Below are 22507 nucleotides of genomic sequence, written 5' to 3'. Positions count from 1 at the left end.
GCTGGGCGCGCAGTTCCCCGCGCCCCTCAAAGAGCTCCGACCCAGCGGGATTGCAGGGTGCCGTCGTTAGTGGCGTTCCAGGATGGCCGTGACTCCCTGGCCACCGGCCGCGCAGATGGAGATGAGGCCTCGCCCGGGGGTGTCGCGTTCCGCGAGGAGTGTGGCCAGGGTGGCCACGATGCGGGCGCCGGTGGCGGCGAAGGGGTGGCCGGTGGCGAGGGAGGAACCCGCGACGTTGAGGCGGGAGCGGTCGACCGTTCCCGGGCCGCGCTTCTCCCAGGCGGCCAGGGTGGCGAGGACCTGGGAGGCGAATGCCTCGTGGACCTCGATGAAGTCGAAGTCCCGCAGGGAGAGTCCGGCGCGTTCCAGGAGGCGGGGGACGGCGTACGCGGGGGCCATCAGCAGGCCGTCCTCACCGCCGACGACGTCACCCTCGACGAAGTCGACCGCGGCGGTCTCGTAGGCGGTCAGGTGGGCGAGCGGGGCCAGACCCCGCGCCTCGGCCCAGTCGTCGCTCGCCAGGAGCACCGTCGCCGCGCCGTCCGTCAGCGGTGTCGAATTGCCCGCGGTCATGGTGGGGTCGGGCTGTTCGGTGCCGAACACCGGCTTGAGCGCGGCCAGTTCGGCGGGGGTCGAGTCCGGGCGGAGGTTCTGGTCGCGGGTCAGGCCGCGGAACGGGACGACGAGGTCGTCGAACAGGCCCCGTTCGTACGCCGCCGCCAGCCGCTGATGGCTGGTGGCCGCCAGTTCGTCCTGCGCCTCGCGGGTCACCCCCCACGCGCGGGCCGTCACGGCGGCGTGCTCTCCCATGGACAGACCCGTGCGCGGCTCGGCGTTGCGGGGGATGTCGGGGACCAGGTGGGAGGGGCGGACGCGGGCCAGGGCCCGGAGGCGGGCGCCGGGCGACTTGGCGCGGCGGACCTCCAGGAGGATGCGGCGCAGCTCGTCGTTGACCCCGAGCGGGGCGTCGCTGGCGGTGTCGGCGCCGCCCGCGATCGCGGACTCGGTCTGACCCAGTGTGATCTTGTTCGCGGCGGCGACGACGGCTTGCAGGCCGGTCCCGCAGGCCTGCTGGATGTCGTACGCCGGGGTGCGCGCGTCGAGTTTCGAGCCGAGGACGGTCTCACGGGCGAGGTTGAAGTCGCGGCTGTGCTTGAGGACGGCCCCGGCGACCAACTCGCCCACCGCCCCCGGTCCTTCGAGCCCGTACCGCTCGACCAGGCCGTCGACCGTCGCGGTCAGCATCTCCTGGTGGGAGGCGGTGGCGTACGGGCCGTCGGAGCGGGCGAAGGGGGTTCGGGCGCCACCGACGACCGCGACGGGGCGCGTCCCGGACAGCGTTCCGGCGGTGCTTGTTCTCGGTGGATTGCGGGGGCTCATCTCGACCTGCTCCTGATCCTTCACGTAGCCTTACCCTGGGTAACCTTACTCTGGAGTAAATTAACGTCCCAGCTGGGGGTTGGACAATGGCGGACCGCTATCTGAGCTTCCCCGGCACCGCACCCGGTCGCTTTCTGACCCGCCGGCTCGGGCTGCCCCAGCCGGCCGCGCTGCACCGCTGGTCGCCCGAACGGCCCACCCTGGAGGGGGCGTTGCTGCTCCTGACGGCCGGGAAGTCGACGCTGGACGACGTGGCCGCCGTGCTGGCCCGGACGGGGCTCGAGGTGCGGACGGAGGCGTCGGCACAGCGGCCGGCCGGGGTCGTGCTCGACGCGACCGGGGTCGCCTGCGTGGAGGCGCTCGCCGAGGTGCACGCGGCGCTGCATCCCGTGGTGCGGTCGGTCGCCGACGGTGGGCGGGTGGTGGTGCTCGGCGCCGCCCTCGCCCCCGACGATCACCATCAGGCGGCGGCACAGCAGGCGTTGGAAGGACGACGGATGTGCTGTTGGGGGACCGGGTGATGCGGCATGGGGGGCGGATCGTGGCCACCGCGTCGATCGCCGGGATCGCCGGGAACGTCGGACAGACCCACTACGCGGCCAGTAAGGCGGGGGTCGTGGGGTTCGTACGGGCGCTCGCTCCGCGGGTGTGGCGAGCACGGGGTGACGGTGAACGCCGTCGCGCCCGGGTTCATCGAGACGAAGATGACGGCGGCCGTGCCGTTGTTCGTTCGGGAGGCGGGGCGACGGATGAACTCCCTCGGGCAAGGAGGGTTGCCGGTCGATGTCGCCGAGACGATCGCGTGGCTCGCGGGGCCGGGGTCCTGGGACGTGACCGGACAGGTGGTTCGGGTGTGCGGCCAGAGTTTGCTGGGGGCGTAGGGGTTTGCCGCCCCCGCCGCCCCTACCCGTCCCATCCTTCTGGGGCTCTGCCCCAGGCCCCGGGGGGCGGCCTTTTGACCGCGGGCCGGTGGGGGCTGGTCGCGCAGTTCGCCGCGCCCCCGAGCGGGGGCTCCGCCCCCGCCGACGCACCCGCCCGCAGTCGTCGAACCACCCCGACAACGCCCCTGCCCCTCGCCGTTCGGATACGACCGATCCCGGGAGGATCCCATGACCACCCTCACCCTCACCGCTGCCCCGGCCCTCACCCCTCTCCTGGCCCGAGGTGCCCTGTTCTCCCCCCTCAAGCGGCGGCCCCGCCCGGACGCCCACGTCCCGCCGACCCGTCTCGTTCTCCCTGACGTCCGTATCGATCTCGCCCGGCTCACCACCTACGAGCGGGTCTGCGGGTTCGCCACGGGGGCGGACGCGCTGCCGGTGACGTATCCGCACGTCCTCGGGTTTCCGCTCGCCATGCGGATCATGGCCAGCCGCTCGTTCCCCCTGCCGCTGCTCGGGCTCGTCCACACCTCGATAGAGATCACCCAGCGGCAGCCACTGGCGGCCTCGGAGACGTACGAACTCGGCGTGCGGGTAGCGGGGTTGGAACCCCATCACCGTGGGACGCAGGCCTGCGTCGTGACCGAGGCGAGGGTCGACGGCACGTTGGTGTGGGAGTCGAGGAGTGCCTATCTCGCCCGGCACCGGACGGCCGGGGGGCCGACGTCCACGCCCCCACGGGAGCCGGGCGACGGCACGCCCCTCCCCGTCCGTGCCGAGTGGCGGCTCGGTGGTGACGTGGGGCGGCGGTACGGCGCCGCCTCGGGGGACCGCAACCCCATTCACCTGCACCCCCTCACCGCCCGCCTGTTCGGCTTCCCCCGCGCCCTCGCGCACGGCATGTGGACGGTGGCCCGTTGCCTCGCGGAACAGGGCCCCCAGGACGCGGTACGTCTGCGTGCCGACTTCAAGGCCCCCGTCCTCCTCCCGGGCACGGTCACCTACGCCGCCGACGGCCCCGCGTTCGAACTCCGCGGCACGGACTCCGGGCGCCTGCATCTGACGGGCGACCTACAGCCCATACCGTGAAGAGGTCAGTCCTGCGGGGGCGTCCACGGGCGGTTCTCCATCAGGTCGCCCAGGCCCGCCCAGGCGAAGTTCATCAGGGTCGCCGCGGCCTGCTTCGCGGAGACACCCGGCGTGGCGTTGGCCCAGGCGGCGAGGGCCTCGGCGGCGCCGACGAGGGCCTCGGCGAGTCCGGCGACCTCCCGTTCGGCCAGGGACGGGTCACGATGTTCCCCCAAGCTCTCAACTCCGCTCGAGCAGGGGCTACCCCCCTCGCGCGCGGCGACCACGATCAGCTGGGTGACGAACGCGACGAGTTCCTCGCGCATCGCCGCGACCTCGGCCGCGAACGGCTCGCCGTGCGTACGCGCCTGACGGTGCAGGACCGCCCAGCCGTCCGGGTTCTCGGCGGTGTGCGTGAAGAACGCCCGCAGGCCCGCCCAGAGTTGGCGGTCGGCGGGCAGGCCGGGCTGGACGCCCGCGCGTACCGCCGTGGTCAGTGCGGCCGCCTCACGGCGGATGCAGGCGGTGAAGAGGTCTTCCTTGGAGTTCAGGTACAGATACACCAACGGCTTGGACACGCCCGCCAGATCGGCGATCTCGTCCATCGAAGCGGATCGGTAGCCCCGCTGCCCGAAGGTCCGCACGGCGGCGTCCAGCATCTGCTGTTCACGTACCGCGCGCGGCATCCGCTTGTTCTTCACAGCACCCATACGGGCAAGCGTACGATCGGCCGCCGTCGGCCAGGCACAGCGTTACGAGGTCTGGCCCCGCACGCCGCCGCGGGTGGCGTCGTCCACGCCGTCCTCCTGGCTGCGGTTCTGCTCCAGGTTGGTCTTCATGCGATCCACGCGCGCGACGACCTGGGCGGAGGCGCGGTCGCGCTCCTTGCGCAGCACGACGAAACTGATGGGCGCGGAGATCACCAGCGCGAGCAGGACGATCCACATGTAGTTGGAGTCACCCAGGCCGCGCGGAGCGATGCCCAGGTAGACGAGGCCCCAGACGACCACGAGGCAGCCGGCGAAGACGCCGAGGCGCATCAGTGTGTAGCGGCCCATGTCAATCCACTCTTCCGTTCCGAACCGTTTCGAACGTTCCCAAAGGGCACCGTCCAGTGAAGCACGCCCGGCCCGATCCTCGTGCAGGGGGGCCTCAGTCGCCAGGCGGGAGAGGCAGCAGCATCGTGATCTCGTCACGGTCGTCGCCCGGCGCGACACGCAGCGCGTCGGGCGCCCGGCCGATCTCCTTGTAGCCGCAGGAGGCGTAGAAGCGTTCCAGTCCCTCCCCGCCCCGGCAGGTGAGGCGGAGTCCCTCCAGGCCGAGCGCGCGGGCCCGGTCCTCGGCCTCGCGGAGCAGGTCGGCGCCGTAGCCGCGACCCTGGAGGGCCGGGTCGACCATGACGGTGTACAGCCAGGCCCAGTGGCGCATGAGGGGGTGGTCGTTGAGGGCGAGGAACGCGGTGGCGGCGAGCCGGCCGTCGGCGGTGAATCCGGCGAGGAGCCGGGTGCGGCCCTCGGCTATCGCGGTGAGGTGGGCCTCGGCGCGGGGGCGTATGTCGACGGCGGTCACCGGTGGCACGAAGCCGACCGCACCGCCCGCGTTGGTGACATCCGTCCAGAGGGCGAGCAGCTGGTCGGGCAGGGGGTGGGTCGGCTGCGCGTCACGGGTGAACAGGGTGAAGGTCAGTGGCACGGCCACCGAGCGTAGAACACCGAGGTCGGAGGGGACCAACTGCAGATGTCACCCGTCCACGCCGGGTTGAACTTCCGGAACACGAGGACGCAGTCGTCGGACGAAGCGCAAGGCCGGCCCCCTCCGCGAGAAGGGAACCGGCACCGGGGGCGTCATGGGCGTGCGACCGGACCGCGGAGCGTCAGACGCGCATCGGCTGCGGCGACTCGCGGCGCGCCGGGTCCGGGCCGTCGTACTCGCGGATGATCTCGTAGCGGGTGTTGCGCTCGACCGGCTGGAAACCCGCGTCGCGGATCAGGTCGAGCAGGTCCTCGCGGGTCAGCTTGTTCGGCGTGCCGTAGTTGTCCGCGTCGTGCGTGATCTTGTACTCGACGACCGAGCCGTCCATGTCGTCGGCACCGTGCTGGAGGGCGAGCTGCGCGGTCTGCACGCCGTGCATCACCCAGAAGACCTTGACGTGCGGCACGTTGTCGAAGAGGAGACGGGAGACGGCGAAGGTCTTCAGGGCCTCGGCACCGGTCGCCATCTGGGTGCGCGCCTGGAGCCGGTTGCGGACCTTACCGTCCTTCATGTCCACGAAGTCGTGCTGGTAGCGCAGCGGGATGAAGACCTGGAAGCCGCCGGTCTCGTCCTGGAGCTCACGCAGCCTGAGGACGTGGTCGACGCGGTGGCGGGGCTCCTCGATGTGCCCGTACAGCATCGTGCACGGGGTCTTCAGACCCTTCTCGTGCGCGAGCCGGTGGATGCGCGACCAGTCCTCCCAGTGCGTGCGGTGGTCCACGATGTGCTGGCGGACCTCCCAGTCGAAGATCTCCGCGCCGCCGCCGGTGAGGGACTCGAGGCCCGCCTCGATCAGCTCGTCGAGGATCTCCGACGCCGACAGCCCGGAGATGGTCTCGAAGTGGTGGATCTCCGTCGCCGTGAAGGCCTTCAGGGAGACGTTCGGGAGGGCCTTCTTCAGCTCGCTCAGCGACCGCGGGTAGTAGCGCCACGGCAGGTTCGGGTGCAGGCCGTTGACGATGTGCAGCTCGGTGAGGTTGTCGTTCTCCATCGCCTTGGCGAGGCGGACGGCCTCCTCGATGCGCATCGTGTACGCGTCCTTCTCGCCCGGCTTGCGCTGGAACGAGCAGTACGCGCAGGACGCGGTGCACACGTTCGTCATGTTGAGGTGGCGGTTGACGTTGAAGTGCACGACGTCGCCGTTCTTGCGCGTGCGCACCTCGTGGGCGAGCCCGCCCAGCCAGGCCAGGTCGTCCGACTCGTACAGCGCGATGCCGTCTTCGCGGGTCAGCCGCTCACCGGCTCGAACCTTCTGCTCCAGCTCGCGCTTGAGCCCGACGTCCATGCCTCTACCTCTTCCTCAGACAGCCTTCGTAAACCGTACTCCCCCGCCCTCCGGGCGGGAGGGGCCCCCATCAGGCACGTCGTGCCCTAGCCCTCTTCGGGCAGCTCTCCGACCCGGTTCTCCCACTTCGTGGAGAGCACGATCGTCGTACGGGTCCGGGAGACACCCTTCGTCCCCGAGAGCCGTCGGATGGTCTTCTCCAGCCCGTCGACATCACTCGCCCGCACCTTGAGCATGAACGAGTCGTCGCCCGCGATGAACCAGCAGTCCTCGATCTCGCCGAGGTCCCGCATCCGCCGGGCCACGTCCTCGTGGTCGGCGGCGTCGGAGAGCGAGATGCCGATCAGGGCGGTGACACCGAGACCGAGCGAGGCGGAGTCGACGGTGGCGCGGTAACCGGTGATGACCCCGGCCGCCTCCAGCCGGTTGATGCGGTCGGTGACGCTGGGTCCCGACAGACCGACGAGGCGCCCCAGCTCCGCGTAGGAGGCCCGGCCGTTCTCTCTCAGGGCCTGGATGAGCTGCCTGTCCACCGCGTCCATGCGATCGCTAGCCTTCCGCTGAAGTGTGTGAGTCGTGAGTGGTGCGATGTTGCTCAGTGGTGCTCGGGTCGTGCGTGCTCGGGTCGTGCGTGCTCGGGTCGTGCGTGCTCGGGTCGTGCGTGCTCGGGTCGTGCGTGCTTCGCTTCACAGGTGCTCGGCCGTGGCCGCTCAGGTCGCTCGGGAACCGCCGCCGAGTTCGCCCTCCCACCGGCGGTACAGCCCGTGTTCGACGCCCGCCGCGTCCAACACCCGCCCGGCGACGAAGTCCACCAGGTCCTGGATGTGGGTGGCCCCCGCGTAGAACGCCGGAGAGGCGGGCAGCACGGTGGCGCCCGCGTCGTCCAGGGAGACCAGATGACGCAGCGTCTGCCCGTTCAACGGGGTCTCACGGACGGCGACGACGAGCTTGCGCCCCTCCTTGAGCGTCACACTCGCCGCGCGCTGCAGCAGATCCTTCGACAGCCCCAGGGCGACTCCGGCCACGCAGGCCGTCGAGGCCGGCACGATCAGCATGCCCTTGGAGGGGTACGAGCCCGAGGACGGCCCCGCCGCCAGGTCACCGGCGCTCCAGTGCCGTACGCCCTCGATGCGCACGTCGAAGGTGCCGGGCTTGCCGTCCGCGCCACGCGCCAGCCATTCCCGCAGGTCGTCCTGCCAGTGCGCGTCCCGGAAGGGAAGGCCGGTCTCGTCGAGCAGCGTGAGCCGGGAGGCGCGCGAGACCACCAGGTCGACGCTCTCCCCCGCCGCCAGGAGCGCCCGCAGCACGGAGGCGGCGTACGGCGTACCGGAGGCACCCGACACCCCCACGATCCAAGGCCGGCGCTGCGTCTGTCCTGGCTTCATGACGTCGAGGGTATCCGGCGGCTGTCGGGATTCAGACCGTGAGCCCGCGGACCAGCAGATCGAGCAGGGCACACACGAACAGGGCGATGCCGATGAATCCGTTGACTTGGAAGAACGCGCGGTTCAGACGGGACAGGTCGTGCGGCTTCACGATGGAGTGCTCGTAGAGGAACGCGCCCGCGACGATCAGCAGGCCCAGCCAGAAGAACGCGCCCGCGTCGGTGGCGACGGCGTACCAGGCGAACAGCGCGGTGGTGACGGCGTGGCAGCCGCGCGCCCCCCAGATCGCGGCGGGGATACCGAAGCGCGCCGGTACCGACATGACCCCGATCTCGCGGTCCGTGTCGACGTCCTGGCAGGCGTAGATCAGGTCGAAGCCGCCGATCCAGATCCCGACCGCGAGCCCCAGGATGACGGCGTCCCACGACCACTCGCCGGAGATCGCCAGCCAGCCGCCGATCGGGCCCATCGCCTGGGCCAGGCCCAGGATGGCCTGCGGGAAGTTCGTGAACCGTTTGCCGTACGGGTACACCACCATCGGGATCACCGCGATGGGGGCGAGGGCCAGGCACAGGGGGTTCAGGAGGGCCGCGGCCCCCAGGAAGAAGACCAGCGCGACCAGCGCGCCCGTCCACGCGTGCTTCACGCTCATCGCGCCGGTGACCAGCTCACGGTGGGCCGTGCGCGGGTTGCGGGCGTCGATCTCGCGGTCGATGATCCGGTTCGCCGCCATCGCGAACGTGCGCAGCCCGACCATCGCGATCGTGACGAGCAGCAGCCTGCCCCAGTGGATGTTCCTGTCCCACTCGAACATCGCGGTCAGCGCGGCGATGTAGGCGAAGGGCAGCGCGAAGACGGAGTGCTCGATCATGACGAGCCGGAGGAAGGCCTTGGTGCGCCCCGGCTGCTGCGGGAGCGCGGCGGATGCGCTGGTCACCGGCCGGCCGCCCGTCCGCTGTCGATCCGTCCGCTGTCGATGGACCTCACAGGCCGTACTCCTTCCAGCGGCGGTCGACCGTCGCCGCCGTCTCCGGGTCGGAGAGAACCATTTCCGGCCATCCCCCGTCCCGGGTGTAGCCCTCCTCGGGCCACTTCCTCGTCGCGTCGATGCCCGCCTTGCCGCCCCAGAACTGCTGGTAGGAGGCGTGGTCGAGATGGTCGACGGGGCCTTCGACGACGGTGAGGTCGCGGGCGTAGTCGGTGTTGCCGAGGGCCCGCCACGCGACCTCGTGGAGATCGTGGACGTCACAGTCCGAGTCCACGACCACGATGAGCTTCGTGAGGGACATCATGTGCGCCCCCCAGACCGCGTGCATCACCTTTTGGGCGTGCTTGGGATATTTCTTGTCGATCGCGATGATCGCGCAGTTGTGGAAGCCACCGGCCTCGGGGAGGTGGTAGTCCACGATGTCCGGCACGATGATCTTCAGCAGGGGGAGGAAGAAGCGCTCGGTCGCCCGCCCGAGGGGGCCGTCCTCCGTCGGGGGCCGCCCCACGACGATCGACTGGAGCAGCGGCCGCTTGCGCATGGTGACGCAGTCGATGGTCAGCGCCGGGAAGGGCTCCTGAGGCGTGTAGAACCCGGTGTGGTCGCCGAAGGGTCCCTCCGGGAGCATCTCCCCCGGCTCCAGCCACCCTTCGAGCACGACCTCCGCGTTCGCGGGCACCTGCAGCGGGACGGTCTTGCAGTCCACCATCTCGATCCGCTTGCCCTGGATGAACCCGGCGAAGAGGTACTCGTCGATGTCACCGGGCAGCGGGGCGGTGGAGGCGTACGTCACGGCGGGCGGGCACCCGAAGGCGATCGCGACCGGCAGCCGCTCTCCCCTTCTCGCCGCCACCTGGTAGTGGTTGCGGCTGTCCTTGTGGATCTGCCAGTGCATCCCGATGGTGCGCTTGTCGTGGCGCTGGAGGCGGTAGAGCCCGAGGTTGCGGATTCCGCTCTCCGGGTCCTTGGTGTGGGTGAGTCCGAGGTTGAAGAAGGAGCCGCCGTCCTGGGGCCAGGTGAAGAGCGCGGGGAGGGCGTCCAGGTCGACGTCCTCACCGTGCAGCACGACCTCCTGCACGGGCGCGTTGTCGGACTTCACCTTCTTCGGCGGTACGTGGGTCATCGCGCCGAGCTTGCCGAAGGCCTCGCGTACGCCGACGAAGCCGTGGGGCAGCTCGGGCCTGAGCAGGCCGCCGATCTTCTCGCTGATCTCGCCGTACGACTTCAGGCCGAGGGCCTTCAGCAGCCGCCGGTCGGTGCCGAAGACATTCATGGCGAGCGGCATGGCGGACCCGCGCACGTTCTCGAAGAGCAGCGCCGGTCCACCCGCCTTCTGCACCCGGTCGACGATCTCCCCGACCTCCAGATACGGGTCCACCTCGGCCTTGATGCGCTTGAGGTCGCCCTCGCGCTCCAGCGCCCTCAGCAGGGATCGAAGATCGTCGTAAGCCATGCGTCCAAGTATCGCTGAGGCCCACCCGACACCGACGTGCGCCCCACCGCCGTGGGCAGGACCACCCCTCTCGCCCCCGCCGCCCCTACCCGTCCCATCCCCGGGGGCTACGCCCCCAGACCCCCCATCGGTCCGAACGGCCTCGTCCTCAGACGCCGGACGGGCTGGGGGGCGCGGACGTGGATGGGTGGGTGGGGCATCGGCCTCCCGCGCCGCCCCCAGACGCCGGACGGGCTGAAAGATGCGGGCCGGGGTGGGTGGGGTGCGTGCGGCCTCCGGCTTCGCCCGCGAACGCCGGGTGGGCCGAGGCTTTCAGGGGCGCGGGTAACTGCGCGATCAACCCCCAACGACCCACGGCCGAGGAACCGCCCCGAGGGGCAGCGCCCCTTCAGGGGCGCGGGGAACTGCGCGACCAGCCCCCGCCCACCCGCGGCCGACGAACCACCAGGCGTACGGGGAGTCGGGGCGAAGCCCCGCTCCAGGGCCGGGCGGAGCCCCTGGGGTGGTGGGGCGGGGAAAGTGTCATCCCCCCGTTGAAGTCAGCCGCTACCCTGTGCGCGTCACCGGGGCGCACCGCCCCGCCACCGTCCACTGGGGGACCGTTCCGCCATGCTCAGGTATCTGCCGTTCCTGCTGGTCCTGGCGCTGTGGATCTACTCGTTCATCGACTGCCTGAACACGCCGGAGGAAGAGGTCCGCGGCCTGCCCAAGGTGGTGTGGGTGATCGTCATCCTGCTCTTCGGAGAAGTTCTCGTCGGCCCGATCGCCTGGCTCGTCGCCGGCAAGGTCGGCCGGGGCCCGACCCGAGGCGTCACGCCCTCGGAGTGGCGCCGCGAGCAGCGCCCGCAGTACGTCGCCCCCGACGACAACCCCGAGTTCCTGAACTCGCTCAGCACGGAGCCCGCGCCCTCCAAGAACGTCAAGGACGAGGCACTCCTGAAGGACTGGGAGGCCGACCTGCGGCGCCGCGAGGAGGAGCTGCGCCGGCGCGAGGCCGGCGAGGAGTCCGAGAGCTGACGCCCGTACAAGGTGTACGCCGACGAGCCTCCCGGAACGGACAGTGCGCCTCTGGCCGGGGGTGACGGCGCCCCGGACACTTACGGTGCATGACGACCGCTCCCGCCGGCACCACCGCACCGACCACGCCCGAGTACGGCGACCGAGTCATCGCCGTCGAGACGGCGGGCTCGGAACCGATCCCCGACGCCGAACGCCACGGCAGCCCGCTCCAGTTGCTGTGGACCTGGGCCTCCCCGAACATCGAGTTCGCGACCGTGTACATCGGCGTGATCTCGGTCCTCTTCTTCGGGCTGAACTTCTGGCAGGCGGCCGCGGCACTGCTGCTGGGCACGGCGCTGGGCGCGCTGACGCAAGGCGTCCTGTCCCTCGACGGACCCCGGTTCGGCGTCCCGCAGATGGTGATCGGCCGCCTCTCCTTCGGCTACCGGGGCAATCTGCTGCCGGCCGGAGTGAACGCCCTGGTGGCGGGTGTGGGCTGGTTCGCCGTGAACAGCGTGAGCGCCGCGTTCGCGTTGAACACGCTGACGGGTCTGCGCCCCCTGCCCTCCCTGCTGCTCGTGGTGGCGGTCGAGATCGTGATCGGCTTCATCGGCCACAACTTCGTGCACGCCTTCGAGAAGTACGCGTTCCCGGCGCTGGCGGTGGTGTTCCTGGTGGCGGGGGTGTGGACGTTCGACCACGCGGACCTGGGCGCCTCGGGCGGGGGCGGCGGCATCGGCGGCTTCCTGCTGGCGTTCAGCACGGCCTGGGGGTACGCGGCGGGCTGGAACCCGTACGCCGCGGACTACTCGCGCTACCTCCCCCGTACGGCGAACAGGTTCAGGACCGCTCTCTACCCGGCCGTCGGACTCTTCCTCTCCGTCGCGGTCGTCTCCCTCGTCGGCGCGGCGTCGGCGACGATCGCGGCCCCCGCCGGCGCGACCCCGACGGCCGCCTTCACCGGCCATCTCCCGTCCTGGCTCGGCGACCTGGTACTGCTCTCCATCATCCTGGGCGGCATCTCGGCGAACGCGCTGAACGTCTACTCCTCCGCCATGTCCATCACCTCGCTCGGCCTGCGGCTGCCGGCCCGGCTGGGGCGCGGTGCACTGGTGGTGATCTCGGGCGTGGCGGGTACGGCGGCGGCGTGGGCGTCGCTGTCCGACGCCGGGCATGCCTACGAGGCGTTCCTGCTGGTCGTCGCGTACTGGATCGGACCATGGCTGGGAGTGGTGCTGGTGGAGCGGTGGTTCGCGACCCGTACCCCGGACGACGGGCCGGCCCGGCGCCTGGGCGACCGCGCGTTCACCAACCGGCCCGGTATCACCGCCCTGTTGGCCGGCGTGGCGGTCTCGGTCCCGCTCTTCTCCAACCAGGAGAAGTACGTCGGCTGGGTGCCGAAGCACTGGGCGTCCTTCGGCGACATCACCTGCCTGGTGGGCTTCACGGTGAGCGCGACGCTGTACGCGTTGATGCGGCGGGCGCCCCGCACGGGCTGAGCGGTCAGCCCGTGGCGCTCAGCAGCGAGGCCTGCTCGGCGTACCCCACCTCGATGTGCCGTGCGCCGAACGCCTTCTTGAGGAGGGGCGCGGCGGTGGTGGGGTCGTCGACGCCCACGCACACGAACCCGGCCTCGTCCACGCCGACTTCGCGCACACGGGCCGACGGCTACCGGGTGCCCGCCCTGCCCTTCGTCCCCGGTCTGGAGGTCTCGGGCCACGTCCGGGCCCTCGGCGCAGGGGTCACCGGCCTCGCCGTGGGACAGGAGGTGGCGGCCCTGACGCAGGGCGGCGCGTACGCGGACGTCGTCGCCGCCGACGCGGTGACCGTCTTCCCGCTGCCGCCCGGCGTGGACCTGCGCACCGGCGCGACCCTCCCCACCGTGCTGCCCACCGCGTACGCCCTGATCCACACCGTGGGCCGGCTCCAGCCCGGCGAGACGGTGCTCGTGCAGGGCGCGGCGGGCGGGGTGGGCACGGTGCTGGGGCAGTTGGCGAGCGCGGCGGGGGCCGGGGCGGTCCTCGGGGTGGTGTCGAGCGCGGCGAAGGCCGCGTACGCGCGGGAGCACGGTTACGACGAGGTCTTCGTCACCTCCTCCACCACCCCCTCCTTCGCCAAGGAGATCCGCGAGGCGACGGACGGTCGCGGGGTCGACCTGGCACTCGACCCGGTCGGCGGCGAAACCCTCCGGGCCTCCCTCGACTCCCTCGCCCCCTTCGGCCGCCTCGTCTCCTTCGGCAACGCGAGCGGGGCGCAGCCGTGGCAGGTGGGCCAGCCCGACCTCTACCCCCTGGCCCTCTCGGTCTCCGGCTTCTCCATCCTCACCCTGGCCCAGACGTCCCCGGCCGAACTGCGCGCCCTCACCGAACGCGCCTTCCGGACGGTGCTGGACGGGGTGGTGTCCCTGCCGGTGACGGCGGAGTTCGCCCTGCCGGACGCGGCGGAGGCACACCGGCTGATGGGAACACGGACGAGCACGGGAAAGCTGTTGCTGCGCGCCCACGGCACGGACGGGGACGCCGACCTCGCGTGACGACCACGCACCAGGCTTGTCAGTCCCCCCGACTAGTCTCCCGCGCCATGACCTCCCACCCCATGACCTCCCGCCCGGACGCCACCAGGGCGTCGTACGACACCGTCGCCGTCGACTACAGCGAGCTCCTCAAGGCCGAGTTGGAGCACAAGCCCTTCGACCGGGCCATGCTCGCCGCCTTCGCGGAGAAGGTGCGGGACGGCGGAGGCGGACAGGTCGCGGACCTCGGGTGCGGGCCGGGACGGGTGACGATCCACCTGGAGAGCCTCGGGCTGGACGCGTACGGGATCGATCTGTCGCCGCGGATGGTCGCCGTGGCCCGGCGCAGCCATCCGCACCTCCGTTTCGAGGTGGGCTCGATGACGGACCTCGACATCGAGGACGCGTCACTCGCCGGGGCCCTCGCCTGGTACTCCACCGTGCACACGCCGCTGGAGGAACTTCCGCTGTTCTTCCGTGAGTTCCACCGGATCCTGGCACCGGGCGGTCATCTGCTGCTCGCCTTCAAGGTGGGCGACGAGCGCGTGCACCTCGATCACGCGTACGGCCATGACCTGGACCTCGACGTCTACCGCTTCCCACCCGAGCGTGTCGCCGAGCTGCTGCGCGAGGCGGGGCTGGTGGAGGTCGCCCGCCTCGTCCGTGAGGCCGACGCCCGCGAGAACACCTCGCAGGCGTTCGTCCTGGCCCGCAGGCCGGAACCCTCGGTGTGACGTCGACGTTTTCCTTCGAGGGACGGGATGAGGAGGGACCACCGCGCCGACCATGTTCGTCTCGCGCGAGGGCGCGTTCCTGCAGGAGCCCTTCCACATCCGGCTGGGCTTCTTCCGGGAGAACTTCGACGCCTTGGCGTACGGCATCGCAGAGGCGGCGTCCGAGGTGTGACGTGCGCTCGGTGCCCCCGCCGATACTTTCGTCGGCCGTCCGTAGACCATCGGCGGACGGCGGGACGCAGGACCGCCTCCCAGACTGAAGTCCGCGAACGCGAAGACGGACACGGGAGGCGCGATGCGGGGGATCACTCGGGCACGGTTCATGGGGATGGCCGCGGGGGCCGGGGGCGCGGTGGTGCTGCCGGTCGGGCGGGCCGGGGCGACGGGCCGTCGGCCGGGGCTGACGTACCGGGGTGTGGTGTACGAGGTGACGGACGGGGAGACGCCGAGCACCGGGTGGAGCCCCGGGCGCATGCGCCGCGACCTGCGCGCCGTCGCGCACGACCTGCACGCCGACTCCGTCAAGGTCACCGGCGACGGCGTCGAACGGCTCACCGCCACCGCGGCCGAGGCGGCGGAGCTCGGTCTGAACGTCTGGCTGGAGCCGGCCCTGGGCGACGTACCGGAACGCGAGATCCTCGACCACCTCGCGGAGACGGGCCGGTTCGCCGAGCGGCTGCGGCGACGGGGCGCGGGAGTGCATCTCAGTGTCGGCTGCGAGTTCGTGCTGTACGTGCCCGGGATCGTGCCCGGCGCCAACGCCCAGGAGCGCGTCGCGCATCTCCTCAAGGGCGACTTCGATCCCGTACTGATGGCACGGCGCCTGCACCGGTTCACAGCGAAGGCGGCGTCCGTGGGCAGGTCCGTCTTCCACGGGCGGCTCACGTACGCCGCCGCGCAGGACGAGGACGTCGACTGGGGCCTCTTCGACCTCGTCGGTGTCGACTACTACGGCTACTTCCGGGACCGGAACGCCTACGTCCGTGACCTCGCCGCGCTGCGGCGCTTCGGGAAGCCCGTCGCCGTCATGGAGTTCGGCTGCTGCACCTTCGAGGGCGCGCCGGCGAAGGGCGGCATGGGCTGGGACGTCGTCGACCACGGAAAGGAGCCGCCGGAGATCAAGGGCGGTCTCGTCCGCAGCGAGCGCACCCAGGCCGCCTATCTGACGGACGTGCTGTCGGTGTTCGAGTCGATGGGCCTGTACTCGGCGATGGCGTACACCTTCGTCACCCCCGACGCCCCGCACCGCCCCCGCGACCCCCGCCACGACCTCGACATGGCGAGCTACGGCATCGTGAAGACGATCGAGGACCGCCACGGCGGATGGCACTGGGAGCCGAAGGAGTCCTTCCGCGCGCTGGCCCGGCACTACGCACGGTCCCGCGCACACACCTGCTGACGGCCGGGTCGGACCGGGGCAGGTCAGGCCACGGTCCGCAGGCCGTCGTCCGCGGTCGCCGGCACCCCCCGCACGATCCGGTGCGCGCACAGGGCCGCGAGCAGTTCGCCCAGGAGGTCCGGGTCGTCGATCTCCAGGCCCAGGAGGGATTCGATGCGTTCCAGGCGCTGGTAGAGGGACTGGCGGCCGATGTGGAGCAGGGCCGCCGTGCGGGTGGGTGAGCAGCCGTGGCGGAGGTGGATCTCCAGGGTCCGGACGAGGTCGCTGGGGTGGGCGGCCTCCCAGGCCAGCAGGGGACCCAGGGTGTGCTGGACCAGGCGGGCGAGGCGGTCGCGGTTGGCGTCCACGCCGCCTCGGGTCAGCTCGCGTTCCAGGGTGAGGGCGCGGGAGGAGGTGACGACGGGGCCACCGGTCGGACCGGGTTCGGCGGACGGCACGGTGAGCGCCAGTTCCAGGGTCGTCCGGGCCGCCCGCAGTGTCTCGCTCCAGCGCAGCCAGCCGCCGCCCGCGAGGACCGCGTGTCCGACCGCCACGGTCGTCCCGGCCTCGGCGACCGTCCGGAAGGCCTCCTGCACGGCCCGTACGACATCGCGCCGCGCCGTCACCCCCCGTACGGCGTCGTCCGGCATCGCCACCAGCGCCAGGACATCCCCCGGGAACGCCGCCCGCAGCACCGCGACCCCGCCCAGGGAGCGGGCCGCCCGGTCGACCACGCCCAGCTCGCGCGCCCCGTGCGCCGACACCCCGACCAGCCGCGCGCCCGGTCCCGGATGGAACCCGGCGAGCGCCGCGCGTGCCTCCACCTCGGGCTGGTTGAGGGCTTGGCCGTCGGCGAGGTCGGCGAGCAGGGCGGCGGTGTGGTCGCCGCCCCAGGGCCGCATGGACGCCGCCCGCCCGGACAGGCCGCGCGCCACGATCGCCCGGTTGGCGGCCTCGGTGATACGGACGAAGGGCACCACCCGGTGCAGGGCGAGCAGCGGCAGCCCGAGCCGCCGCGCCTCGTCGACGACCTCCTCCGGCATCCGCACCAGCGACCGTCCGACCTCCACCGCGAGCCCCGCCGCTCCGCGCGCGGTCAGCTCGCGGACGTAGCGCCGCCGGGTGTCCTCGTCCGCGTCGGTCAGCCCGAAGCCGTTGGTGAGAAGCAGTTCGCCGCCGTCGAGGAAATTCGCCCCCTCGTACACCTCGCTCGAATGCACCCAGCGGACCGGGCGGTCCAGGGCGCCTTCGCCGGCGAGGAGTTCGGGCTCGCTGCCGCGGACGGGGTCGAGGGCCAGGATGTCGCGGAGGGTGAGTGCGGGCACGGGAACCTCCTTCAGACGCAGACAGTCCGTCCGGGTGCGGCTTGCCGGGAGAGTACTTTCCGCACGTTGCCCTCGTGTTTCGGCCACAGGAGAGTGGAGTCATGGAGCGCATGGATCAGGAACGGGCACGGATGTGGTTGTCGACCGCCGTCGCGGAGGCCCGCGCCGGGCTGGCGGAGGGCGGCATCCCCATCGGCGCCGCGCTGTACGGCGCGGACGGCACGCTTCTGGGCCGCGGCCACAACCGGCGGGTCCAGGACGGCGACCCGTCCATGCACGCGGAGACGTCGGCGTTCCGCGCTGCGGGACGACAGCGTTCGTACCGCGGTACCACCATGGTGACGACCCTGTCGCCGTGCTGGTACTGCTCCGGCCTGGTGCGCCAGTTCGGCATCTCGCGGGTCGTGGTGGGCGAGGCGGAGACCTTCCACGGCGGCCACGACTGGCTGGCCGAGCACGGCGTGGAGATCGTGCTCCTGGACGACCCCGAGTGCGCCGCGCTGATGCGCGACTTCATCAAGGACAACCCGGCTCTGTGGAACGAGGACATTGGTGAGTAGCCCCCCGAGCAGCCCCCGTACCACCGGCACCCCGCGCATCCCGACCATCGACCTGCGGCCCTGGCTGGACGGCGACCCCGACGCCCGTACCGCCATCGCCCGCACCGTCGACGAAGCCCTCCAGAGCGCGGGTTTCCTCCTCGTCACCGGACACGGTGTGGACCGGGCCCTCCGCTCCCGCATCCGCGAGGCCGCCCGCGCCTTCTTCACCCTCCCGACGGAGGTCAAGCAGCCCTACGCCGTCCAGGTCGGCGGGCGCGGCTGGCTCGGCCCGGGTGCCGAGGCCAACGGCTACTCGGAGGGTACGCAGACGCCTCCCGACCTCAAGGAGTCGCTGACCTTCGCGACGCACCAGCCCTTCGAGGACCCGTCGACCAACGCGGAGTGGTACGCGCCGAACGTGTGGCCCACCGAGGCCCCGGAGCTGCGGAAACTCTGCGAGGAGTACCTGGCGGGGATGGGCGGGCTGGAGAACCACCTGCTGGCCCTGCTGGGTGAGGCCCTCGGTCTGGAGCCGGACTTCTTCACCCGCCACATGGGCCACCCGACGTACGGCTTCAACATCAACTGGTACCCGGGGACGGAGGTCGTCGGCGAGCCCGAGCCCGGCCAGTTCCGTATCGGCCCCCACACCGACTTCGGCACCGTCACCATTCTCGACCGTCAGGCGGGCAAGGGCGGACTGCAGGTCTACACGGACGAGGGCGGCTGGGAGGACGCGCCCTTCGACCCGGCGGCCTTCACGATCAACATCGGTGACCTGATGGCCCGTTGGACGGGCGACCGGTGGCGCTCGGGCCGGCACCGGGTGCTGCCTCCGCCCGCCGACGCGCCGGCCGAGGAGCTGATGTCGCTGGTCTACTTCGGCGAATGCACGCCGGGGACGGTGGTGGAGTCGGTCCCCGCGCCGGTGGGCCGCCTCGCGTATCCGCCCGTCGACTCCCATGTTTATCTGCGCGAAAAGCTGGATTCGATCACCGTGGGATAGCTGGACGAAAGGGCGCGGAAAAATTTCGTAACCAAACGGACATCCCATGCCCTAGTCCGAATCAACTCCCCCTTTTTACACTGGTGTTGATAGACCTCACAGCAGCACAGAGCAGGACCGGACCGCGCCAGGGGGAGATGCGGTGCACAGAGGGCTGCACGGACGCGGAGCGTTGTTCGACACCGATCCGCCCGGTCTTGCATCACGGCTCGTCGGCCTGCGCCCGTACCAGCTGCGCTCGAACCCGTACGAACACCCGAAGGAACTGCCCTTCGTGGTGTTCGCGGGCGGGCGAGGGCTCGGCAAGAGCGCCGTACTGCGGGAGCTGCGCGACGCGTACCGCGGCCACACACCGGTCGCGCTGATCGACGGCGAGGAACGGCAGTTCGCCGGGCCACCCGCCGAGCGGCCCGCGGAGTCCTGGTCGCCGGTGGGACAGGCGCTCACCACCATCGCCGAGCAACTCGCGGAGCCGGTGACCGGCGCCGGGCGGATCGGCTTCCCACGCCTGACGTCCGGGCTGCTGGCCGTCGCGGCGGGCGGCTGGAGCGATCGCGACGTGCCCCGCATCCGGCAGGAGGCGGAGCGGATCCTGCTGCTGAACGAGACCGGCTCATGGCTCTCGGGGTTCGCGGGCCGCTGGGTGAGCAAGGTCGTCTCCAAGCTCATCGCCTCGCTCAGCGGTACGGGTCCCGTGATCGCGCCGATCATCGAAGCCACCCTGGAGGCGTTCGCCGAGGGGATCGGCCCCGCTCCCCGCCGACTGCGCAGGGCCGCCACCTGGTACCGCGACTATCCGAACGCGGGCGGCAATCCCAAGCTCGGCCTGATCCTGCTCTCCTCTCACTTCCGGGCGGGCGGCGACTCCCGCACGCACGCCGAGCGCTATCTCGTACGGGCCCTGCTGGCCGACCTCGACGACGCGTACGCGGGGGTCATGCAGCGCTCGCACCGGCTGGGCCGCCCGGTCGTGCTGATCGACAACGTGCAGGAACGGGCGGGCCTCGGCCTGCTGGAACCGGTGCTGCGCGACCGCGCCGACGGCATCGCCGACCACGTCGTCTTCTTCGCCGCCCTGCGCGGATACACCCATGGAGCGCTGCGCAACGCGAGCCGCCGCACCCTCCCCGAGGTCGCCCGGCACACCGGCTGGGAGCCGGGCACCTCACCGTCCTCGCGGGCGCTGCTCGTCGCGCTGCCGCCGCTGACCCCCGACGACACCCTGCACCTCGTGGGCGGCGTCTCGCAGGGCCTCGCCGTCCCCCCTCAACTCCCGTACGCCACCCACCGGCTGTCCGGCGGCAGCCCGCTCGGCGTCACCCTCCTCGCGGAGTCCGCCCGCCAGAACCTCCCCCAAGGAGCCAAGTCGCTGGGCGAGTTGCTCACCTCAGACGTCGCCGTCCACGAGGACAACGACGGCCGGCCCACCTATCAGGAGCTGCTCGACCGGCTCGTACCCGGTGGCCGGCTCGACGAGCTGACCGTGCTCGCCGCGGCCCACGACCGCGACTCGGCCTGCGTGCTCGCGGAGGTCCAGCTCTCCGACGACTTCGGCGCGTCGGGGGTCCTCGCGCTGGAGGAGCGGCTCGCCGAGGAGGGCTGGACGAGCGCCGCCGGGCAGTTCGTGGGCGATCCGTTCCTGCGCGCGCTGCTCCTGCTGCGGCTGCACCACCACGACCCCGACCACGCACGCTGGCAGTCCGTGCACCGCGCCCTGATCGACCACTACGGCGACGGGGACCAGCCGGACGGCGCGCGCTATCGACTGCATCACGAACTCGCGCTCGGCAAGGCGGACTTCGCCGTGGCGCACCTGCGTGACACCTTCCCGCGCACCGACACCGCGTCCTGGCTGTCCTCGCTCGTCTTCATCGCGTCCGCGCCCTACTACCACGCACACGACCCGGACGGCCGCGACTTCGGCGGTCACGACGACCGGGCGGCCGTCGCGCTCGGCCGCACCGACGCCGCCCAGCAGCCGCCGGACAGCGTGGACGCCGTACTGCATCTGCGGGTACGACGGCTGCTGCACGCGATCTGGCAGCTCACCGATCCGCTGGTGCTGCCCGACCCGAAGGTGTCCGACCGGCTCCGTTTCGAGCTGGAGCAACTGTCGAACCTGCGGCCCGCGGGCAACCCGCTGTTGTGGCGGGCCTCGCGGGAGTGGCCGTCCGACGCGCTCGCCGGCCACCCGCTGCGCATCCCTGGTGACGACGACGACAACGTGAACGGGGACCTGTGATGGCGCGCTTGTGGACCTGGCTGCGCGAGGATGTCTGGGAGATTCGTTTCCGCAGGTATGTCGCGCTGACCCTCGCGGCGGTGCTCGCGGGCCTCGGCGTCTGGGGCGGTATGACGGCCACCAAGGAGAACCGCTCCTGCGCGCCCGGCGTCGTCCAGCCCAAGGGCAGCGACGAGTGCGTGGGCGTCTCGTGGACGACGTACGCCTTCGGGCGCGCGCAGTTCGCCGACACCGTACGGGCCATCCACCGCGAGAACGCCCGCCTGGCGCCCGGCAGTTACGTCACCGTCGCGCTCCTGGAACCCTTCACCGCCACCGACGCCGACAACCTGGGCGATGTGCTGCACGAACTCCAGGGCGCCTATCTGGCCCAGTACCAGGCCAACCACGACACCACCGACCTGAAGCCGAAGATCCGCCTGGTGCTGGCCAACCCCGGCTCCACCGGCGCGTACTGGCAGCACACGGTCGACCAGCTGGCGGGCATGACGGGAGGCTCCGACCGGCTGCGCGCGGTGACCGGGGTCGGCCTGAGCACCGACAACAACAAGAAGGCCGTCCAGGAACTGACCAGCCGGGGCATCCCGGTGATAGGGAGTTCGATCACCGCCGACGACCTGGCCAACGGGCAGAACGGCAAGGACCCGTTCCCCGGGCTCGCGCGGGTCTCCCCCACCAACACCGACGAGGCCCGCGCCCTCGCCTCCTTCGCCAAGGTCTCCGCCGCCAACGCCTTCCTCGTCTACGACCGCACCGGCGACCCGTACACGCGCACGCTCCAGGCCTCCTTCGAGAAGATGCTCAAGGGATCGCGCTACGAGGCCCAGCCGTTCACGCCGCCCGCCGACCGCAGCAAGGAGGGCAGCACCTCCAACGTCTTCATGCAGATCACCAACATCCTCTGCAACACGCCGACCCCCACGAACACCATCCTGTTCGCGGGGCGCCACACCCAGCTGCGGCAGTTCATCAACATGCTGGGCCAGCGCGGCTGCCACGACCGCCGGTTCACGGTGCTCACCGGCGACGAGGGCTCCTATCTCGCCGGGGACAAGGACCTCGACCCGGCCGCGCTCAAGGACCCGCTGCTGACCGTCCGCTACACGTCCCTGGGCCACCCTGACGCCTGGCTGAAGGACACCGCGAAGACGGGCGGCAGCGCGGCCGACGCGAAGGTGCTGCAGTCGCTTCTGGGGAGTGCCGGGAAGGAGCCGGTCGGGCCCCTCGGGCCGATCGCCCTCGACGACGGCCAGCTGATCATCGCGTACGACGCCATGCGGCTCGCCGTGCGCGGCATCCGCGGGGCGTCGCCGACGGGGAAGATCCCGGCCCTCGCGGACGTCGGGCTCCAGTGGCCGCAGGTCAAGGGCAAGGAGCTGCGGGTGAACGGGGCGAGCGGGTGGATCTGTCTGGACGCCCACGGCAATCCGTACGACAAGGCGGTGCCGATCGTGCAGCTGACGCCCCAGTCACGGGCCCGCTTCGTGAAGATCGCGTGGCCCGAGGGAAAGCCACCCTCCGCGGAGTGTCTGCCGCCGGCGTGAGAGGGGGGCGCCGTCGGGGGATGTTCGTACGTGCGG

Annotated in this window: 20 protein-coding genes and 2 pseudogenes; 11 read left to right on the top strand and 11 right to left on the bottom strand. The window is 71.5% G+C overall.

Annotated features, from left to right (window positions below; translation table 11 throughout):
- Positions 1-66 precede the first annotated feature (66 nt).
- Positions 67-1380: an acetyl-CoA C-acetyltransferase gene (locus tag AAFF41_RS27630; protein ID WP_319750147.1), complete on the bottom strand. Its 1314-nt coding sequence runs from the start codon at positions 1378-1380 to the stop codon at positions 67-69.
- 86 nt (positions 1381-1466) lie between these two features.
- Here AAFF41_RS27630 and AAFF41_RS27625 point away from each other — a divergent pair.
- Both AAFF41_RS27625 and AAFF41_RS27620 read left to right on the top strand, forming a co-directional pair.
- Positions 1467-2261 (top strand): annotated as a pseudogene (locus AAFF41_RS27625) (SDR family oxidoreductase).
- Positions 2262-2489: 228 nt separating this feature from the next.
- Complete coding sequence (locus tag AAFF41_RS27620; protein ID WP_319750057.1) at positions 2490-3347, top strand: MaoC family dehydratase; 858 nt, start codon at positions 2490-2492, stop codon at positions 3345-3347.
- Between the two features lie 5 nt (positions 3348-3352).
- Here the strand turns inward: AAFF41_RS27620 and AAFF41_RS27615 are convergent, their stop codons facing one another.
- The 8 genes from AAFF41_RS27615 to AAFF41_RS27580 form a co-directional block, all read right to left on the bottom strand.
- Entirely contained in the window at positions 3353-4036 is a 684-nt protein-coding gene (locus AAFF41_RS27615) for a TetR/AcrR family transcriptional regulator (RefSeq protein WP_319750056.1), read from the bottom strand.
- Between the two features lie 42 nt (positions 4037-4078).
- Positions 4079-4384 (bottom strand): DUF4229 domain-containing protein, encoded by a 306-nt coding sequence (locus AAFF41_RS27610; RefSeq protein ID WP_319750055.1) that lies wholly within the window; start codon positions 4382-4384, stop codon positions 4079-4081.
- Positions 4385-4478: 94 nt separating this feature from the next.
- Positions 4479-5018 (bottom strand): GNAT family N-acetyltransferase, encoded by a 540-nt coding sequence (locus AAFF41_RS27605; protein ID WP_343324782.1) that lies wholly within the window; start codon positions 5016-5018, stop codon positions 4479-4481.
- A gap of 181 nt (positions 5019-5199) precedes the next feature.
- Positions 5200-6363, bottom strand: coding sequence for an aminofutalosine synthase MqnE (mqnE, locus tag AAFF41_RS27600; RefSeq protein ID WP_054232131.1), 1164 nt, complete (start codon positions 6361-6363; stop codon positions 5200-5202).
- Positions 6364-6449: 86 nt separating this feature from the next.
- Complete coding sequence (locus AAFF41_RS27595) at positions 6450-6905, bottom strand: Lrp/AsnC family transcriptional regulator (protein ID WP_054232130.1); 456 nt, start codon at positions 6903-6905, stop codon at positions 6450-6452.
- A gap of 168 nt (positions 6906-7073) precedes the next feature.
- On the bottom strand, positions 7074-7748 hold the full coding sequence (locus AAFF41_RS27590) for a UbiX family flavin prenyltransferase (protein WP_319750053.1): 675 nt from the start codon (positions 7746-7748) through the stop codon (positions 7074-7076).
- Positions 7749-7779: 31 nt separating this feature from the next.
- Positions 7780-8685, bottom strand: coding sequence for a menaquinone biosynthesis prenyltransferase MqnP (mqnP, locus tag AAFF41_RS27585; RefSeq protein ID WP_060896634.1), 906 nt, complete (start codon positions 8683-8685; stop codon positions 7780-7782).
- A 46-nt stretch (positions 8686-8731) separates the two neighbouring features.
- Positions 8732-10189 (bottom strand): menaquinone biosynthesis decarboxylase, encoded by a 1458-nt coding sequence (locus AAFF41_RS27580; protein ID WP_054232127.1) that lies wholly within the window; start codon positions 10187-10189, stop codon positions 8732-8734.
- A 609-nt stretch (positions 10190-10798) separates the two neighbouring features.
- Here AAFF41_RS27580 and AAFF41_RS27575 point away from each other — a divergent pair.
- The gene (locus tag AAFF41_RS27575) at positions 10799-11206 is read left to right on the top strand and encodes a PLD nuclease N-terminal domain-containing protein (protein WP_319750052.1); all 408 of its coding nucleotides are present in this window, start codon (positions 10799-10801) and stop codon (positions 11204-11206) included.
- Between the two features lie 89 nt (positions 11207-11295).
- Complete coding sequence (locus AAFF41_RS27570) at positions 11296-12687, top strand: purine-cytosine permease family protein (protein WP_319750051.1); 1392 nt, start codon at positions 11296-11298, stop codon at positions 12685-12687.
- A 4-nt stretch (positions 12688-12691) separates the two neighbouring features.
- On the opposite strand, the gene AAFF41_RS51680 is transcribed toward AAFF41_RS27570, so the two are convergent.
- On the bottom strand, positions 12692-12844 hold the full coding sequence (locus AAFF41_RS51680) for a hypothetical protein (protein WP_425526273.1): 153 nt from the start codon (positions 12842-12844) through the stop codon (positions 12692-12694).
- Here AAFF41_RS51680 and AAFF41_RS27565 point away from each other — a divergent pair.
- The 3 genes and pseudogenes from AAFF41_RS27565 to AAFF41_RS27555 all read left to right on the top strand — a co-directional run.
- Positions 12840-13721 (top strand): annotated as a pseudogene (locus AAFF41_RS27565) (quinone oxidoreductase family protein); the annotation flags it as partial. The gene AAFF41_RS51680 and the pseudogene AAFF41_RS27565 sit on opposite strands and share 5 nt — an antisense overlap.
- A 47-nt stretch (positions 13722-13768) precedes the next feature.
- Positions 13769-14434 carry a class I SAM-dependent DNA methyltransferase gene (locus tag AAFF41_RS27560; protein WP_319750047.1) on the top strand — a complete coding sequence of 222 codons (666 nt, stop codon included), beginning with the start codon at positions 13769-13771 and terminating at the stop codon, positions 14432-14434.
- A 295-nt stretch (positions 14435-14729) separates the two neighbouring features.
- Entirely contained in the window at positions 14730-15833 is a 1104-nt protein-coding gene (locus AAFF41_RS27555; RefSeq protein ID WP_319750046.1) for a glycoside hydrolase family 113 protein, read from the top strand.
- 23 nt (positions 15834-15856) lie between these two features.
- Here AAFF41_RS27555 and AAFF41_RS27550 read toward each other — a convergent pair whose 3' ends face one another.
- Positions 15857-17137 carry a PucR family transcriptional regulator gene (locus AAFF41_RS27550; RefSeq protein WP_343324781.1) on the bottom strand — a complete coding sequence of 427 codons (1281 nt, stop codon included), beginning with the start codon at positions 17135-17137 and terminating at the stop codon, positions 15857-15859.
- A gap of 101 nt (positions 17138-17238) precedes the next feature.
- Here AAFF41_RS27550 and AAFF41_RS27545 point away from each other — a divergent pair, with 101 nt between their 5' ends.
- From AAFF41_RS27545 to AAFF41_RS27530, 4 genes are all read left to right on the top strand, one after another.
- On the top strand, positions 17239-17697 hold the full coding sequence (locus AAFF41_RS27545) for a nucleoside deaminase (RefSeq protein ID WP_319750043.1): 459 nt from the start codon (positions 17239-17241) through the stop codon (positions 17695-17697).
- Positions 17690-18685, top strand: a complete 996-nt coding sequence (locus tag AAFF41_RS27540; protein WP_343324780.1) for an isopenicillin N synthase family dioxygenase — start codon at positions 17690-17692, stop codon at positions 18683-18685. The genes AAFF41_RS27545 and AAFF41_RS27540 overlap by 8 nt, the downstream gene beginning before the upstream one ends.
- Before the next feature lie 142 nt (positions 18686-18827).
- Positions 18828-20927, top strand: a complete 2100-nt coding sequence (locus AAFF41_RS27535) for a hypothetical protein (protein WP_319750041.1) — start codon at positions 18828-18830, stop codon at positions 20925-20927.
- Positions 20927-22471 (top strand): ABC transporter substrate-binding protein, encoded by a 1545-nt coding sequence (locus AAFF41_RS27530; protein ID WP_319750040.1) that lies wholly within the window; start codon positions 20927-20929, stop codon positions 22469-22471. Before AAFF41_RS27535 ends, AAFF41_RS27530 begins: the two co-directional genes overlap by 1 nt.
- Positions 22472-22507: the final 36 nt, after the last annotated feature.

The organism is Streptomyces mirabilis, assembly GCF_039503195.1.
GTDB classification, from domain to species: domain Bacteria; phylum Actinomycetota; class Actinomycetes; order Streptomycetales; family Streptomycetaceae; genus Streptomyces; species Streptomyces mirabilis_D.
Note: the sequence above shows the minus strand (reverse complement) of the source record. Positions and strands in the feature narration are given on the sequence as shown.

Bases quoted from the DNA above. Each gene is read 5' to 3' on its own strand.
- AAFF41_RS27630 (WP_319750147.1), bottom strand. From the start codon at position 1,380: ATGAGCCCCCGCAATCCACCGAGAACAAGCACCGCCGGAACGCTGTCC.
- AAFF41_RS27620 (WP_319750057.1), top strand. From the start codon at position 2,490: ATGACCACCCTCACCCTCACCGCTGCCCCGGCCCTCACCCCTCTCCTG.
- AAFF41_RS27615 (WP_319750056.1), bottom strand. From the start codon at position 4,036: ATGGGTGCTGTGAAGAACAAGCGGATGCCGCGCGCGGTACGTGAACAG.
- AAFF41_RS27610 (WP_319750055.1), bottom strand. From the start codon at position 4,384: ATGGGCCGCTACACACTGATGCGCCTCGGCGTCTTCGCCGGCTGCCTC.
- mqnE (WP_054232131.1), bottom strand. From the start codon at position 6,363: ATGGACGTCGGGCTCAAGCGCGAGCTGGAGCAGAAGGTTCGAGCCGGT.
- AAFF41_RS27595 (WP_054232130.1), bottom strand. From the start codon at position 6,905: ATGGACGCGGTGGACAGGCAGCTCATCCAGGCCCTGAGAGAGAACGGC.
- AAFF41_RS27590 (WP_319750053.1), bottom strand. From the start codon at position 7,748: ATGAAGCCAGGACAGACGCAGCGCCGGCCTTGGATCGTGGGGGTGTCG.
- AAFF41_RS27580 (WP_054232127.1), bottom strand. From the start codon at position 10,189: ATGGCTTACGACGATCTTCGATCCCTGCTGAGGGCGCTGGAGCGCGAG.
- AAFF41_RS27575 (WP_319750052.1), top strand. From the start codon at position 10,799: ATGCTCAGGTATCTGCCGTTCCTGCTGGTCCTGGCGCTGTGGATCTAC.
- AAFF41_RS27570 (WP_319750051.1), top strand. From the start codon at position 11,296: ATGACGACCGCTCCCGCCGGCACCACCGCACCGACCACGCCCGAGTAC.
- AAFF41_RS27560 (WP_319750047.1), top strand. From the start codon at position 13,769: ATGACCTCCCACCCCATGACCTCCCGCCCGGACGCCACCAGGGCGTCG.
- AAFF41_RS27555 (WP_319750046.1), top strand. From the start codon at position 14,730: ATGCGGGGGATCACTCGGGCACGGTTCATGGGGATGGCCGCGGGGGCC.
- AAFF41_RS27545 (WP_319750043.1), top strand. From the start codon at position 17,239: ATGGAGCGCATGGATCAGGAACGGGCACGGATGTGGTTGTCGACCGCC.
- AAFF41_RS27530 (WP_319750040.1), top strand. From the start codon at position 20,927: ATGGCGCGCTTGTGGACCTGGCTGCGCGAGGATGTCTGGGAGATTCGT.